General features: G+C 58.0%; 19 protein-coding genes, 1 tRNA gene and 1 pseudogene. 6 read left to right on the forward strand and 15 right to left on the reverse strand.

The window, feature by feature from the left end:
- Positions 1 to 115: 115 nt before the first annotated feature.
- The 3 genes and pseudogenes from OPU96_RS22525 to OPU96_RS22535 all read left to right on the forward strand — a co-directional run.
- Entirely contained in the window at positions 116 to 358 is a 243-nt protein-coding gene (locus OPU96_RS22525; RefSeq protein ID WP_498559716.1) for a hypothetical protein, read from the forward strand.
- A 118-nt stretch (positions 359 to 476) separates the two neighbouring features.
- Positions 477 to 803: a DUF2388 domain-containing protein gene (locus tag OPU96_RS22530; protein WP_226455129.1), complete on the forward strand. Its 327-nt coding sequence runs from the start codon at positions 477 to 479 to the stop codon at positions 801 to 803.
- A 191-nt stretch (positions 804 to 994) separates the two neighbouring features.
- Positions 995 to 1279: pseudogene (locus OPU96_RS22535) on the forward strand (site-specific integrase); the annotation flags it as partial.
- A gap of 78 nt (positions 1280 to 1357) precedes the next feature.
- Here OPU96_RS22535 and OPU96_RS22540 read toward each other — a convergent pair.
- The 9 genes from OPU96_RS22540 to thrS form a co-directional block, all read right to left on the reverse strand.
- Positions 1358 to 1434 (reverse strand) — tRNA-Pro (locus tag OPU96_RS22540).
- A gap of 90 nt (positions 1435 to 1524) precedes the next feature.
- On the reverse strand, positions 1525 to 1881 hold the full coding sequence (locus OPU96_RS22545) for a MerR family transcriptional regulator (protein ID WP_010209127.1): 357 nt from the start codon (positions 1879 to 1881) through the stop codon (positions 1525 to 1527).
- Positions 1862 to 2164, reverse strand: coding sequence for an integration host factor subunit alpha (gene ihfA / locus OPU96_RS22550; RefSeq protein WP_002553164.1), 303 nt, complete (start codon positions 2162 to 2164; stop codon positions 1862 to 1864). Before ihfA ends, OPU96_RS22545 begins: the two co-directional genes overlap by 20 nt.
- A gap of 3 nt (positions 2165 to 2167) precedes the next feature.
- The gene (gene pheT, locus OPU96_RS22555) at positions 2168 to 4546 is read right to left on the reverse strand and encodes a phenylalanine--tRNA ligase subunit beta (protein ID WP_498559717.1); all 2379 of its coding nucleotides are present in this window, start codon (positions 4544 to 4546) and stop codon (positions 2168 to 2170) included.
- A gap of 26 nt (positions 4547 to 4572) precedes the next feature.
- Positions 4573 to 5589: a phenylalanine--tRNA ligase subunit alpha gene (gene pheS / locus OPU96_RS22560; RefSeq protein WP_017737822.1), complete on the reverse strand. Its 1017-nt coding sequence runs from the start codon at positions 5587 to 5589 to the stop codon at positions 4573 to 4575.
- Between the two features lie 109 nt (positions 5590 to 5698).
- Positions 5699 to 6055, reverse strand: coding sequence for a 50S ribosomal protein L20 (rplT, locus tag OPU96_RS22565; protein WP_003174975.1), 357 nt, complete (start codon positions 6053 to 6055; stop codon positions 5699 to 5701).
- Positions 6056 to 6085: 30 nt separating this feature from the next.
- A complete protein-coding gene (rpmI, locus tag OPU96_RS22570; protein WP_002553160.1) occupies positions 6086 to 6280 on the reverse strand; it encodes a 50S ribosomal protein L35 in 195 nt (64 codons plus the stop codon).
- 60 nt (positions 6281 to 6340) lie between these two features.
- Positions 6341 to 6892 carry a translation initiation factor IF-3 gene (gene infC / locus OPU96_RS22575; RefSeq protein ID WP_169850653.1) on the reverse strand — a complete coding sequence of 184 codons (552 nt, stop codon included), beginning with the start codon at positions 6890 to 6892 and terminating at the stop codon, positions 6341 to 6343.
- Positions 6892 to 8814, reverse strand: a complete 1923-nt coding sequence (thrS, locus tag OPU96_RS22580; RefSeq protein WP_192296810.1) for a threonine--tRNA ligase — start codon at positions 8812 to 8814, stop codon at positions 6892 to 6894. Before thrS ends, infC begins: the two co-directional genes overlap by 1 nt.
- Before the next feature lie 366 nt (positions 8815 to 9180).
- Here thrS and OPU96_RS22585 point away from each other — a divergent pair, with 366 nt between their 5' ends.
- Together OPU96_RS22585 and OPU96_RS22590 are read left to right on the forward strand one after the other, a co-directional pair.
- Positions 9181 to 9495 (forward strand): hypothetical protein, encoded by a 315-nt coding sequence (locus tag OPU96_RS22585; protein WP_192296811.1) that lies wholly within the window; start codon positions 9181 to 9183, stop codon positions 9493 to 9495.
- A gap of 289 nt (positions 9496 to 9784) precedes the next feature.
- Positions 9785 to 9997, forward strand: a complete 213-nt coding sequence (locus OPU96_RS22590; RefSeq protein WP_003234260.1) for a cold-shock protein — start codon at positions 9785 to 9787, stop codon at positions 9995 to 9997.
- A 73-nt stretch (positions 9998 to 10070) separates the two neighbouring features.
- Here OPU96_RS22590 and OPU96_RS22595 read toward each other — a convergent pair whose 3' ends face one another.
- Positions 10071 to 10391 (reverse strand): I78 family peptidase inhibitor, encoded by a 321-nt coding sequence (locus tag OPU96_RS22595; protein ID WP_192296812.1) that lies wholly within the window; start codon positions 10389 to 10391, stop codon positions 10071 to 10073.
- A gap of 144 nt (positions 10392 to 10535) precedes the next feature.
- Positions 10536 to 10844 (reverse strand): hypothetical protein, encoded by a 309-nt coding sequence (locus tag OPU96_RS22600; protein ID WP_192296813.1) that lies wholly within the window; start codon positions 10842 to 10844, stop codon positions 10536 to 10538.
- Between the two features lie 155 nt (positions 10845 to 10999).
- Here OPU96_RS22600 and OPU96_RS22605 point away from each other — a divergent pair, with 155 nt between their 5' ends.
- Complete coding sequence (locus OPU96_RS22605; RefSeq protein WP_192296814.1) at positions 11000 to 11212, forward strand: hypothetical protein; 213 nt, start codon at positions 11000 to 11002, stop codon at positions 11210 to 11212.
- Positions 11213 to 11230: 18 nt separating this feature from the next.
- On the opposite strand, the gene OPU96_RS22610 is transcribed toward OPU96_RS22605, so the two are convergent.
- From OPU96_RS22610 to OPU96_RS22625, 4 genes are read right to left on the reverse strand one after another with little or no spacing between them, the layout of a single operon-like run.
- The gene (locus tag OPU96_RS22610) at positions 11231 to 12259 is read right to left on the reverse strand and encodes a nucleoside hydrolase (protein ID WP_498559718.1); all 1029 of its coding nucleotides are present in this window, start codon (positions 12257 to 12259) and stop codon (positions 11231 to 11233) included.
- Between the two features lie 26 nt (positions 12260 to 12285).
- Positions 12286 to 12690: a D-ribose pyranase gene (gene rbsD / locus OPU96_RS22615; protein ID WP_192296816.1), complete on the reverse strand. Its 405-nt coding sequence runs from the start codon at positions 12688 to 12690 to the stop codon at positions 12286 to 12288.
- A complete protein-coding gene (gene rbsK, locus OPU96_RS22620; RefSeq protein ID WP_498559719.1) occupies positions 12687 to 13604 on the reverse strand; it encodes a ribokinase in 918 nt (305 codons plus the stop codon). The genes rbsD and rbsK overlap by 4 nt, the downstream gene beginning before the upstream one ends.
- 23 nt (positions 13605 to 13627) lie before the next feature.
- Positions 13628 to 14650, reverse strand: a complete 1023-nt coding sequence (locus OPU96_RS22625; RefSeq protein ID WP_498559720.1) for a LacI family DNA-binding transcriptional regulator — start codon at positions 14648 to 14650, stop codon at positions 13628 to 13630.
- Positions 14651 to 14652: the final 2 nt, after the last annotated feature.

The following is a 14652-nucleotide window of genomic DNA, read 5'->3' on the forward strand; positions in this document are numbered from 1 at the left end:
CATTCGACCAACAACTGCGCCTTTACGTATCGCCCGAGCAAGGTCGGCGCCACTCATCACGGACATGTGGCAGTCGGTAATTCGCAAAGTAGCGATGTGACTTTAAGTAAGCCTAATGGCGCTCACCAAGCCAAACCAGCAACTGCGCCGCGACCTGAAGGCCATCGCCTTCAAGCTTGAGCAGTCCTGTGTCGACCTGGGTAGGTTGGCCAGCCTACTCAGCGATGCCAATGCCATAGCCCTGATGGGTTGGGTGGGCACGTTCTATGAGGAAGCCGACAGGCTGGTGGGTTATGCGGATGAGGTGAAGGCGGGAAGGATTGTGAGGATCAAAGATGCGCCATCTGCCAAAGCATGAGATTCGCGACCGCTACAAGCCTGGGTGTACAGCCCGGCCCTGCCCCGGGCTTCTTGTATCTGGCGATCCCCTACCCTGCTAAGGTGGTGCCCTCAGATCGCAATGGAAGCATCGAAGAATGGATTCATGGAAGACTCTGGCAATTGCCCTCTTGGTGTCTATCAGCACACCGGCCGTATCAGGTGATGGCGCCAACCCTATCGCTGCCGCGGTATTTCTCACAATCTCCGCGCCGACCATTTTAATTGGCGCGACCACATCTCTCACAACCGAGCCGCCGAAGATCTTCAAGTCAGCCAAGACCGACGCCCTGGCATTCATTGGTTCAGACGGCGAGATTCGTGGCGCAGAGTTTGAGCAGGCATCCAGATACTACCATTCGACCTATCCTTCTCCGCTCATGTCAGACATGCAGCTGGCCCAATCAATAGCTACATCATTCTGAAAACGGCCTTCAAGCAGGCCGCGATGCGAGACCTTTCGTTTCGGCGACATCCTTTTCACCTGGCATTTACAGGACAGGACGTACTTGGCAGCCCTGGAACTGCAGGCAGACGGAAGCTGGATTGCCTACTTCGGTGTTGAGATTGAGCTATCACCAGATGCTCGCAAAAAGCTTAAAACGGCGAAGACGCGACAAAGGACCACTGGACGAAGGTTGAGGAGAGGTATTTGACGCGAGCATTCAAGGAGGCTAGGGAGGCTGCGAACTGCTACGCGGGATGGAAGGAAGAAGAGATGCCGGGCTTCCATGAAGTGCGCGCGCTGTCGCTGCACCTGTACAAAAAAGCCGGTAAGGATGGGCAGAAGATCGCAGGCCATGCCAGCGAGGGCATGACCAAGAACTACCAGCGTGACCACGATGAAATCATCTGGTCCGAGGCAATTGCGGACCTGAATATCAGCGAAATCACAGGGTAGTTTTGCGCGGGTTTTGCGCAGGCACAAAAAAGCCGATCTATCTGATCGGCTTAAGTGTCTGATTTTATTCAGTAAATATGGTCGGGACGGAGTGATTCGAACACTCGACCCCTAGCACCCCATGCTAGTGCGCTACCGGACTGCGCTACGCCCCGACTAGGCGTGTTACTGGGTTCGCTTCTTGACGAAGCGATCCGGAATATACCGCAAGCTTTTGAAATGTGGAAGTATTTTAAAAGCCGGTATCACTTCTTCAAAACCACCAGCACATCTTCGAGCTCGGCGATCATCTGGCGGATCATTTGCTTGTATTGGGTGGTGTCGTCTTTGGCTTCATCACCGGACATACGCTGGCGCGCACCGCTGATGGTGAACCCCTGGTCATACAGCAACGCGCGGATCTGTCGGATCATCAGCACATCCTGGCGCTGATAATACCGACGGTTCCCGGTGCGTTTGACGGGGTTGAGTTGAGGAAACTCCTGCTCCCAATAGCGCAGCACGTGCGGTTTTACCGCACAGAGCTCGCTGACTTCACCAATGGTGAAGTAGCGTTTGCCTGGGATGACGGGTAGCTCGTCGTTATGACTTGGTTCCAGCATAAGCCTCAACTCGGGCCTTCAACTTCTGCCCTGGACGAAAGGTGACCACACGGCGAGCCGTGATCGGGATTTCTTCTCCCGTTTTTGGATTGCGGCCAGGCCGCTGGCGTTTGTCCCGCAGGTCGAAATTGCCGAAACCGGACAACTTGACCTGCTCGTTGTCTTCCAGAGCGTGTCTGATTTCCTCAAAAAACAGCTCGACCAATTCCTTGGCCTCGCGTTTGTTCAGACCCAGCTCTTCGTACAGACGTTCCGCCATCTCAGCTTTCGTCAAAGCCCCCATACGTCACTTCCTTAACGTGGCGTTCAACCTTTGTTCGAGCGAGGTGAGGATATTTTGTGTCGTGGTATTCACCTCATCGTCATTAAGAGTGCGCGATGGATGCTGCCAGGTCAAGCCAACTGCAAGGCTTTTTCTATGCGGATCAATACCTTTACCCTGATAGACGTCAAATAGCCTGAGGTCTGTCAGCCATTCCCCTGCATTTTCACGGATTACATCCAGGACAGCAGTGGCGGCCACTTCACGGTCGGCGATCAGCGCCAGGTCGCGGCGCACTTCAGGGAAGCGCGACAGCTCGCTGAACTTCGGCATCTTGCCCGCGGCAACTTCCGCCAGGACCAGTTCGAAGACGAAGACCGGGCGATCAAGACCGAGGGTTTTCGATAATTCAGGGTGAATGGCACCGATGAAACCAACCAAACGACCTTCACGCTCGATGCGCGCAGTCTGGCCCGGGTGCAACGCCGGGTGGCTGCCGGGTACAAAGCTGAATGCATCCAGCGCACCAGCAAAGCCCAGTACCGCTTCGACATCAGCCTTGACGTCGAAGAAGTCCACGGCATCGCGGCCCTGCGCCCAGCCTTCCGGCAGGCGGCTACCGCACACCACGCCAGCCAGCATCGGCTCTTGCTTCAAACCATCCAGTTGGCCGACGAAACGCAGGCCGCTTTCGAACATGCGCACGCGATCTTGCTGACGGTTCAGGTTGTGGGAAAGCGCTTTCACCAGGCCTGGCCACAGGGACGAACGCATGGCAGCCATGTCGTTGGAAATCGGGTTGGCCAGCAACAGCGGCTCGACGCCTGGGTTGAACAGTTCGAACTGCTTCGGATCGATGAAGCTGTAGGTCACCGCTTCCTGATAACCTCGGGCAACCAGCAGACGACGCAACTCAGGCAGGTGCGCGCGCGCCTCGGCCTTGGGTTGTGGTGCCAGGCGCGCTTGTGGGTAACGAACCGGCAGGCGGTTGTAGCCGTACAGGCGGGCCAACTCTTCGATCAGGTCGACCTCGAGGCTGATGTCGAAACGATGACTTGGCACTTCAACGTGCCACTGCCCTTCCCCACTCACGGAGATCGCCAGGCCCAGGGCCGACAGCAGTTGCTCGATTTCAGCCGGCTCGATCACCAGGCCAAGCATTTGCTCAACGCTTTTGGCCCGCAGGGTGATCGGCGCAACGGACGGCAGGTACTGTTCGTTGACGGTTTCGGTGATCGGGCCGGCTTCGCCGCCAGTGATTTCCAGTAGCAGGCCAGTGGCGCGCTCCATGGCTTCACGGGCCAGCTTCCAGTCCACACCACGCTCGTAACGGTGCGAGGCATCGGTGTGAAGGCCGTAGGAACGCGCCTTGCCCGCGATGGCGATCTGGTCGAAGAACGCACTTTCAAGAAAGACGTCACGTGTGGTCGCGGACACACCGCTGTGCTCGCCACCCATCACGCCGGCAATCGCCAGAGCGCGGGAGTGGTCGGCGATGACCAGGGTGTCGGCACGCAGGCTGACTTCCTGGCCGTCAAGCAGTACCAGCTTCTCGCCTTCTTCCGCCATACGTACGCGGATGCCACCGTTGATCTCGGCGAGATCGAAGGCGTGCAGCGGCTGGCCCAGCTCGAGCATCACGTAGTTGGTGATGTCGACGGCAGCGTCGATGCTGCGCACATCGGCGCGACGCAAACGCTCAACCATCCACAGTGGGGTCGGCTTGGACAGGTCGACGTTACGGATCACACGACCCAGGTAACGCGGGCAGGCGTTTGGCGCCAGCACTTCAATCGCGCGCACTTCATCGTGTACCGCTGGCACAGCGGCGACGGTTGGACGCGTGACTGGGACGTTGTACAACGCGCCCACTTCACGGGCCAGACCGGCCAGGGACAGGCAGTCGCCACGGTTCGGGGTCAGGTCGACCTCGATGCTTGCGTCTTCCAGTTCCAGGTAAACGCGAATGTCCTGACCCACTGGCGCGTCGGCCGGCAGTTCCATCAGGCCATCGTTGCCCTCGCCTACTTGCAGTTCGGCCTGGGAGCACAGCATGCCGTTGGACTCGACGCCACGCAGCTTGGCCTTCTTGATCTTGAAATCGCCCGGCAGTTCGGCACCGATCATGGCGAACGGGATCTTCAGGCCCGGGCGCACGTTGGGCGCTCCGCACACGACCTGGAAGGTTTCCGCGCCATTGCTGACCTGGCACACACGCAATTTGTCGGCATCCGGATGCTGCTCGGTGCTCAGCACCTCGCCCACCACCACACCACTGAAAACACCGGCGGCCGGGGTAACGCTATCGACCTCAAGACCGGCCATCGACAGACGGGCAACCAGCTCGTCGCGACCTACCTGCGGGTTTACCCAGCCACGCAGCCATTGTTCACTGAATTTCATCCTGCTCTCCTAAAGATTCGTTACGACTAGCGAAATTGCGCGAGGAACCGCAAGTCGTTGTCGAAGAACAGACGCAAGTCGTTCACGCCGTAACGCAGCATGGCCAGACGCTCAACGCCCATGCCGAAGGCAAAGCCCGAGAACTCTTCCGGGTCGATCCCGGACATGCGCAGCACGTTGGGGTGAACCATGCCGCAGCCCATCACTTCCAGCCAGCCGGTCTGTTTGCAGACGCGGCAGCCTTTACCGCTGCACATCACGCACTCCATGTCGACTTCGGCGGATGGCTCGGTGAAGGGGAAGAACGATGGACGGAAACGTACCGCCAGCTCCTTCTCGAAGAACACACGAAGGAACTCTTCGATGGTGCCTTTGAGGTCGGCGAAATTGATGTCGCGATCAACCAGCAGGCCTTCGACCTGGTGGAACATCGGCGAGTGGGTAATATCGGAGTCGCTACGGTACACACGGCCTGGGCAGACGATGCGGATCGGCGGCTTGTTCGCTTCCATGGTGCGGACCTGTACCGGCGAGGTATGGGTGCGCAACAGCATGTTCGCGTTGAAATAGAAGGTGTCGTGCATCGACCGGGCCGGGTGATGGCCTGGGATGTTGAGCGCCTCGAAGTTGTGATAGTCGTCTTCGACCTCAGGGCCTTCGGCAATGCCGTAGCCAATGTGGGTGAAGAACTGCTCGATACGTTCCAGAGTCCGGGTGATCGGATGCAGGCCGCCCGAGGCCTGGCCACGGCCAGGCAAGGTTACGTCAATGGACTCGGCGGCGAGTTTGGCCGCAAGATCAGCCTCCTCCATCGTCGCTTTGCGCGCATTGAGCACCTCTGTGACACGCTCCTTGGCGACGTTGATCAGCGCACCGACTTGCGGACGCTCTTCAGCCGGCAAATTCCCCAGGGTCTTCATCACCTGAGTCAATTCACCCTTTTTGCCAAGGTAGTGAACCCGGATTTGCTCCAGGGCATTGATATCTTCAGCGCTTTGCACAGCCTCAAGAGCTTGAGCGACGAGCGCGTCCAGGTTTTCCATGTACAGACTCCAGATACAAAATAGGGGAAGAGCTTGAAGGCTCTTCCCCTATTTAAGACGTTTACCACCTTGGGCTACAGGAGCAGCCCAGGGTGATTGTCGGGGGTACTTAAGCCAGAGTGGCTTTAGCTTTCTCGACAATCGCAGCAAACACCGCTTTTTCGTTCACTGCCAGTTCGGCCAGAACCTTACGGTCGATCTCGATGGAAGCTTTTTTCAGGCCAGCGATGAAACGGCTGTAGGACAGACCGTTAACACGTGCACCAGCGTTGATACGAGCGATCCACAGAGCGCGGAACTGACGTTTTTTCTGACGACGGTCACGGTAAGCGTATTGGCCTGCCTTGATTACCGCTTGCTTGGCAACACGGAATACGCGTGAACGCGCGCCGTAGTAGCCTTTAGCAAGTTTCAGAATTTTTTTGTGACGTTTACGGGCAATGACGCCACGCTTTACACGAGCCATGAGTTACTTCCTCTATTCTTGATCCAAAAATTAACGAAGGCGCAGCATGCGCTCGACTTTTGCCACGTCAGACGGATGCAGCAAGCTGCTACCGCGCAGTTGACGCTTACGCTTGGTCGACATTTTGGTCAGGATGTGGCTCTTGAAAGCGTGCTTGTGCTTGATACCGTTAGCAGTTTTCAGAAACCGCTTAGCAGCACCACTTTTAGTCTTCATCTTTGGCATGTTCGGATACTCCGCATTCAGTTGATAAACATAATCAGAAGGCCTGCCGTGCCCTGTTGATTACTTCTTCTTTTTCGGGGCGATGACCATGATCAGCTGGCGTCCTTCCATCTTAGGATGCTGTTCGACGGAACCGTACTCGAGCAGGTCAGCTTCAACCCGCTTGAGGAGTTCCATACCCAGCTCCTGGTGGGCCATCTCACGGCCGCGGAATCGCAAGGATACCTTGGCCCTGTCCCCATCACTCAGGAAACGTACCAGGTTGCGCAGTTTTACCTGGTAATCCCCTTCCTCCGTCCCTGGACGAAACTTGATTTCTTTTACTTGAATCTGCTTCTGGTTCTTCTTCGCCGCAGCAATCTGCTTCTTCTTTTCGAAGATCGATTTGCCGTAGTCCATCACCCGGCAAACAGGCGGGACTGCGTCGGCGGAGATTTCCACCAGGTCCAATTTGGACTCTTCAGCGATACGAAGCGCTTCATCAATCGAGACGATGCCAATCTGCTCGCCGTCAGCGCCAATTAACCGAACCTCGCGTGCCGAGATATTCTCGTTGATCGGGGCTTTCGGTGCAGCTCGTTTATCTTGTCTCATTTCACGCTTAATAATAATTACTCCGAATCTGGGCGACCACGCCGGGAAACCGCTTGCGCGAGGAACTCAGCGAACTGGGCGACGGGCATCGAGCCCAGGTCAGCACCTTCACGAGTACGCACAGCGACAGTCTGCATCTCGACTTCCCGATCTCCGATAACCAAAAGATAGGGAACCTTGAGCAAAGTATGCTCGCGGATTTTAAAGCCGATCTTTTCATTTCTCAAGTCGGACTTGGCACGAAATCCGCTTTCGTTGAGAGTTTTTTCAACTTCAGCGGCAAAATCTGCCTGTTTATCAGTGATATTCATGATCACTGCCTGGGTCGGCGCCAGCCACGCAGGGAATGCACCCTCGTAGTGCTCGATCAGGATCCCGACGAACCGCTCGAACGAGCCGAGGATCGCCCGGTGCAACATAACCGGGTGTTTACGGCTGTTGTCTTCGGAGACGTATTCGGCTCCCAGACGGATCGGCAGGTTAAAATCGAGCTGCAAAGTACCACATTGCCAGACACGACCAAGACAATCTTTCAGCGAGAACTCGATCTTAGGACCGTAGAAGGCCCCCTCGCCAGGCTGCAGATCGTACGCAAGGCCCGCACTGTCTAGCGCTGCGGCCAGTGCGGATTCGGCGCGATCCCACAACTCGTCTGAACCGACGCGTTTTTCCGGACGAGTGGACAGCTTCATCTCGACTTCGGTAAAGCCGAAATCGCGGTAAACGTCCATGGTCAGCTTGATGAACGCAGCGGATTCAGCCTGCATCTGCTCTTCGGTGCAGAAAATGTGGGCGTCGTCCTGAGTAAAACCACGCACGCGCATGATGCCGTGCAGCGCACCCGATGGCTCATTACGGTGGCAGGCACCGAACTCGGCCAGGCGCATCGGCAACTCGCGGTAGCTCTTCAGGCCCTGGTTGAACACCTGCACGTGGCAAGGGCAGTTCATTGGCTTGATGGCGTAATCGCGGTTTTCCGACTGAGTGGTGAACATATTGTCGGCGTAGTTGGCCCAGTGCCCGGATTTCTCCCAGAGGCTGCGGTCAACGACCTGGGGAGTCTTGATCTCCAGGTAGCCATTGTCGCGCTGCACCTTGCGCATGTACTGCTCGAGCACCTGATACAGGGTCCAGCCGTTCGGGTGCCAGAACACCATGCCCGGCGCCTCTTCCTGGAGGTGGAACAGGTTCAGGCGCTTGCCGATCTTGCGATGGTCACGCTTTTCGGCTTCTTCGATGCGCTGGATGTAAGCGGCCAGCTGCTTCTTGTCAGCCCAGGCGGTGCCGTAGATCCGCTGCAGCTGCTCGTTCTTCGCGTCGCCACGCCAGTAGGCGCCGGACAGCTTGGTCAGCTTGAACGACTTGAGGAAACGCGTGTTCGGCACGTGCGGGCCACGGCACATGTCGACGTATTCTTCGTGGTAGTACAGGCCCATGGCCTGCTCGTCCGGCATGTCTTCCACCAGACGCAGCTTGTAGTCTTCGCCACGGGCGGTGAACACGTCGATCACTTCGGCGCGCGGCGTGACTTTCTTGATCACGTCGTAATCTTTTTCGATCAGCTGATGCATGCGCTGTTCGATAGCGGCCAGGTCGTCCGGAGTGAAAGGACGCTCATAGGCGATGTCGTAATAGAAGCCTTCGTCGATGACCGGGCCGATTACCATTTTCGCCGTCGGGTACAGCTGCTTGACCGCGTGGCCAATCAGGTGCGCGCAAGAGTGGCGAATGATCTCCAGCCCCTCTTGGTCCTTGGGCGTGATGATTTGCAGGCTGGCGTCGCTGGTGATCAGGTCGCTGGCATCAACCAGCTTGCCGTCGACTTTGCCGGCGACGGTGGCCTTGGCCAGGCCGGCACCGATGGATGCGGCGACCTCGGCTACGGAAACCGCATGATCGAATGAACGTTGACTGCCGTCGGGAAGAGTAATAGTTGGCATGGCGCCTCCTCTCCTAGTGGTGACCCCTACCAAAGGTCACGTGGGTTGGGATGAGCCAGTACAAGATCCAATACCAGGCCGTTCAGTGATGAACGCCTGCCTTACAGCGGCAGGAGCCTTTCGGCCAACCGATAATCGAACCAGAGTGACTGGAGTGAGCTAAAAAGAACATGGCAAGGCGGCAAATGGCACACCTGGAAATAGCCAGGGCACCGATGCTAGCACAGATGAACGGTCATCGCGCCGACGCCATGCCTGGTAAAGACAAATTCCAGGCTTTATAGCTGCAAAACGGAACTTGAGCTGTACGCACCACCTCCAATCCCCTGAGAATTGCCGTTTGTCCCCGACCCAAAGGAGCATCCCATGATGCGTTTTACCTCGACCCTCGCTCTCGCCGCCTCCCTGAGTCTCCTGTCACTTGGCGCACAGGCAGCCGCCCCGTCGAACTGGCCGGCCGGCGCCCGCGACAGCTTCGTCAAAGACTGCAGCGCTGCAGCCAGCCAGAACGTAGACGCTAAAACTGCCAAAGACCATTGCGAATGCGGCGCCGACAAGATCAATGCCGAATTGACCACGGCAGAAATCAAAGAGTTGATGAGCAACCCGGATGCCAAGCCCGAGCTCAAAAACAAAGCGGTCTCGGCGATTTCGTCCTGCAAAGTCGTGAAGAAAAAGTAAGAACGACCACTGATCAGACGGTCGTCTTGCCGAAAAAACAGCCCAAAAACAGCCATTTCATACAAATTACGCAGCTTTTACGGCTTTTTTTACCAGCTGACATTTCGGCTGAAAGCCCCGTAGATCGGGGCTTTCAGTCGAAAAAAGCACTAAACGCAACGCTATTGATTAGCAAACAATGCCTTGGGGGGGCTCCCAAGCCGAACATTTCGACTATGATAGCCCAGTGTGCCCAGTTGGCCTGAGCAGCACAGTACTACTGAAAATATATGTTTCTTGGAGATACACCATGTCTAATCGCCAAACCGGCACCGTTAAATGGTTCAACGATGAAAAAGGCTTCGGCTTCATCACTCCTCAAGGTGGCGGTGACGACCTGTTCGTACACTTCAAAGCTATCGAAAGCGACGGTTTCAAAAGCCTGAAAGAAGGCCAAACCGTTTCCTTCGTGGCTGAGAAAGGCCAAAAGGGTATGCAAGCTGCACAGGTTCGCGGCGAGTAATTCTCCGCTGAGCTAAAAAAACCCCGTCCATGTGACGGGGTTTTTTATGAGCGCTGCAAAAAGCTGGAAGCAATCAGCCACAATTGACGCGCGTGATCACCAGGTTGTCATCGGTGTTCAGGTTCAGGCGGTCGGAGCGGTATTCCAGGGTGATCATGTCATTGGGCTTGAGAATCCGGGCGTTCTGCGCACCAGCGCGGGCACGGGCCTGCTCCAGCAACTGGGGAGACGCTTTCTGGCCGATCGCGAACTCGGCGGCCTTCGACTCACAGCGGCTATGACCTGCATCGGTCACGGCGGCGTCTTTGGCTGGCTCAGAGGCACCCGGGGTGCTGCAACCCGCCAATGCGAGTGCTGCCAACAAAGTACCGAATGATGCGAGCTTCCAAGGCATGAAGCCTCCTATGTAAAAAAATGGACAGAGATCGTGCGACAGCTGTGAGGCGGATTGGTTTCAAGACGTAAACCGCCGGTGGGCAAGTCTGCCTGACTCTCAAGCGGTATTCGCCAGGTCAATCGTCACCAAATATGAACGCAGTCAGTATATGTCGATGTAGTCAAACGGCGGCTTCGGCCAATTCTGCTTGAGGGCGTTGAAAATCTGCGTGACCCAGACCTCGTCGCTGGCCGCCACGTTGCCGACATATCCGGACCCCTTGGCCCAGGTCTCCAGGCGAAACAACAGACCATCAATCTCCACACCACCTACGGCTCTGCCGGAGGAGATGTAGGCAATACCGGCCTTGGTCACCCGCAACTGCGTGTGCTCGTCGTCACTGGCACTCGCAATCAACTGGCGCACAGCGGCCAGTGTCAGGTTCTCGGGGTTGTTCAAATCGATCTGCACGCGGTGTTCCCCGGCAATTAAACAGGAGAGCAGTGTCGCACAGCGCTTGCCTCATGCCTAAGTAGCAGTGCCAAACGCGGCGCAAAATGCTTAACTGCCCGCGTAAAAGCCGCGTTCCAGCGCGCCGCCCCGCACTTCAGCCCCGTGAGATTTCCATGACCACCGTAACGCTCCAAGCCGACATCAAAGCCAAGTGGCCCCTGGGACAGAGCTCCTATAGCCCCGGAAGCCCGGAAGAATTGGCAATCATCGGCATCGACCTTTTGGTCAAGGAGCTGGGCACCCAGGCGGCGCAGGCGTTCATCGGCCAGGTATTCGAAAAATACCCAGCCGATCACAAGGGGGCACACGACCCCGAGCGCGAGTAAGCAACACCGCCGAAAGCGTTATTTCAGGCGCGCCAGGCGCTCGGTCAGCAGATCAAAGAAGCCCTGGGCATCACCGTTTTCAACCCAGAACACATTCTTTTCCTGCTTCAGGCCATCGTACCAATCGACGATGGTCTGGCCGAAAGTCGGACCTTCGCGGCTGTCCACCACCATGTTGGCCTGACGACCACTGAACAACGAAGGCTTGAGCAGATAGGCAATGACCGTGGCGTCATGCACTGGGCCACCCGGGATGCCGTAATGCTCCATGTCACCTTTGACGTACTCGTTGAGAATATTGCTGACGATCTTGCTCGCATTGCTGTTCAGGTCGGCAATCTTCTTCAGGCGCGCTTCACTGGTAAGCACCTTGTGGGTCACGTCCAGCGGCAGGTAGGTCAACTTCACGCCACTTTTGAGCACAATCTCCGCTGCTGCCGGGTCGGCAAACAGGTTGAATTCGGCCACCGGCGTGATATTGCCGCCGTTGAAGTGCGCGCCGCCCATCACCACCACTTCCTTGATGCCCTGGGTGATTTCCGGGGCCTGGGTCAGTGCCAGTGCCAGGTTGGTCTGCGGGCCGAGCATGGCGATGGTGATGCTGTGGGGCTTGGCGGTGCTCAGGGTCTTGATCAGGTAATCAACGGCGTTGCCTTCAGCCAGGCCTTTTTTCGGCTCGTGCACGGTGACCCCGGAGATACCTTCCTTGCCATGGATGTTCTCGGCATAGATCGGCGTGCGCAGCAGCGGCTTCGGCGCACCGGCATAGACCGGAACGTCCTCGCGCCCTGCCCACTCGCGGGCCAGGCGCGCATTGCGTGAGGTCTTGTCCAGGCGCACGTTGCCGGCGACGGTGGTCAGCGCACGGATCTGCAATTCCTCCGGGGAAGCCAATGCGAACAGCAAGGCCACCACATCGTCGGCGCCGGGATCGGTATCAATGATCAGGTCGATCTTTTCCGCCGCTTGGGCGCTTGCTGCAGTGAGTGCGGACAAGAGCAGAACACTCCGAAACAGATTTCTCAGGGTTGGAAGACCACGTTGCATAAAACACTCCTTGTTGTTGGGACACGCTAGAACGTTACGCCGGACACCAGCGCGATATTGCAATACGGCTGGCACTCGCCGGTACGCACCACGGCACGCGCCTGACGGCTGAGCTGCTTGAACGCTTCATGGCTGAGCAGACGCCGCTCACCGAGCGCCGCCTGCCCATTGAGCGTATTGAGATCCGCCAGCGCCGGCGGTTGCTTGAGCAGGATTTCTTGCGCCAACACATGACTTTCCACCTGCATTTCACTGAGCACCACACGCAACGTGCTGATGAAATCAGGAATGCCCTGGGTCAACGCGAGGTCGATCAACTCGACACCCGGCGGCACGGGCAACCCCGCATCACCGATGACCAGAATGTCGCCATGGCCCAGGGAGGCGATCACGCGCGACAAGGCGATATTAAGCAGTGGCGTCTTTTTCATAAGGGTACAAAACCTTGTACGTCGCGCAGCGTGGGAATGGAGGGTTGCGCACCGGCACGGGTCACCGACAGCGCGGCGGCAACCTGGCCGAAACGGATGGCTTGGGCTTCGCTTTTGCCGTTGGCCAGCGCGGCGGCAAAACCACCGACAAAGGTATCGCCGGCCGCCGTGGTATCCACCGCCCTGACCTTAGGCGCGAGCAAATGCTCAAACCCCTGGCCGTCGGCGAACAACGCACCTTGGGCACCCAGAGTGATGATGACTTTACCGGCACCCGCCTTGATCAAATGCGTAGCGGCCAGCTTGGCACTGTCGAGGGAGTCGACCGTCACGCCGCTCAACGCCGTGGCTTCGCTTTCATTCGGGATCAGGTAATCGATCGAGGCGTACCATTCGGCAGGCAGCGGGCCGCTGGCCGGCGCCGGGTTGAGGATCACGGTCTTGCCCAGCTCACGGCCACGCTGCAGGGCACGCCCGACCGTGTCCATCGGCACCTCCAGCTGGCAGACGATCACGTCGGCCGCCTGCAGCACAGCGTCAAACGCCTGCAATGAGTCGGGTGTCAGCGCGCCGTTGCTGCCGGCGACGATCACGATGGCGTTCTGGCTGCTGTCATCCACCACGATCAACGCCACGCCGCTGGAGCCGTCCACGGTACTGACGGCCTGGCAATCGATGCCTTCGACCAGCAACGCATCACGCAACTCGCTGCCGTAGGCATCGCTGCCGACACAACCAACCATCGCCACCTGCGCGCCCAGCCGCGCCGACGCCACCGCCTGGTTGGCGCCCTTGCCGCCGGGCACTGTGGAGAATGTCTGGCCGATCAAGGTTTCACCGGCACGGGGCAGCCGGCTGGCCCGGGTGACCAAGTCCATGTTCAAGCTGCCTATTACCACTACGTTTGCGGACATACATCAGTACTCATCAATTCGGTTCAGCGGTATTGGGCAAACACACCGGCGACGGACGCCGTGGACTCGCGCAACACAATGCTCGGCGTCACGATGCGTTGATCGATCGGCAGTTGGGGTGTTGCAATTCGTCGCAATAAAAGCTCGGCCGCCGTCTCGCCCAGTTGCACGATCGACTGCCCGACCGTGGTCAGCGCCGGGTACACGTAGCGGCCCATTTGAATGTCATCGAAACCGATCACCGACAGCTCGCCCGGCACACGGATATTACGCTCGGCAGCTGCACGCAACACGCCGAAACCGATCATATCGTTGCTGGCGAAAATCGCGCTGGGCGGGTTTTGCGCCAGCAATTGCACGGCAGCGGCATAACCACCGGTGCTGGTGAAATCACTTTCCTGGGTACGGTCGGGCGCCACGTCCACGCCTGCCTCACGCAACGCGCGGTGGTAGCCTGCCAGGCGCATCTGCGCGACGCGGGTGTGCGCAGGGCCGCCGATGCAGGCGATGTCCCGATGACCCAACTCAAGCAGGTGCCGAGTCGCCAGGTAAGCGCCCTGTTCGTGATCGATGCGCACCAGATCGACATCAATGCCGTCCAGCGCCCGGTCGACAATCACCATAGGCGTGCGTACTGCGCTCAAGCCAGCGGCCAGGCCGCTGTCGTCGCCGCCCACCGACGTCACGATCAGGCCGTCGATGCGCTTTTCCAGCAACACCCGTAAATAGTTACGCTGTTTTTCCGCGTTGTCGTCGGAATTGCACAGGATCACGCAATAGCCGTTACGCTCGCAGTAATCCTCGATGCCCCTGGCCAACTCCGCGAAATACGGGTTGAGACTGTTGGGCACCAGCAGGCCGATGGTGGCAGTGGTCTTGGCCTTGAGCGAACGCGCAACGGCGCTAGGCACGTAGTCGAGTTGCTTGATCGCCGCTTCCACCTTGATGCGCACCGGCTCACTGACCGGGCGCGTCTTGTTCACCACATGGGACACCGTGGTGTAGGAAATACCTGCAAGCGCGGCCACATCCTTGATCGTTGCCATGG

Source organism: Pseudomonas sp. RP-B7 (genome assembly GCF_059803535.1).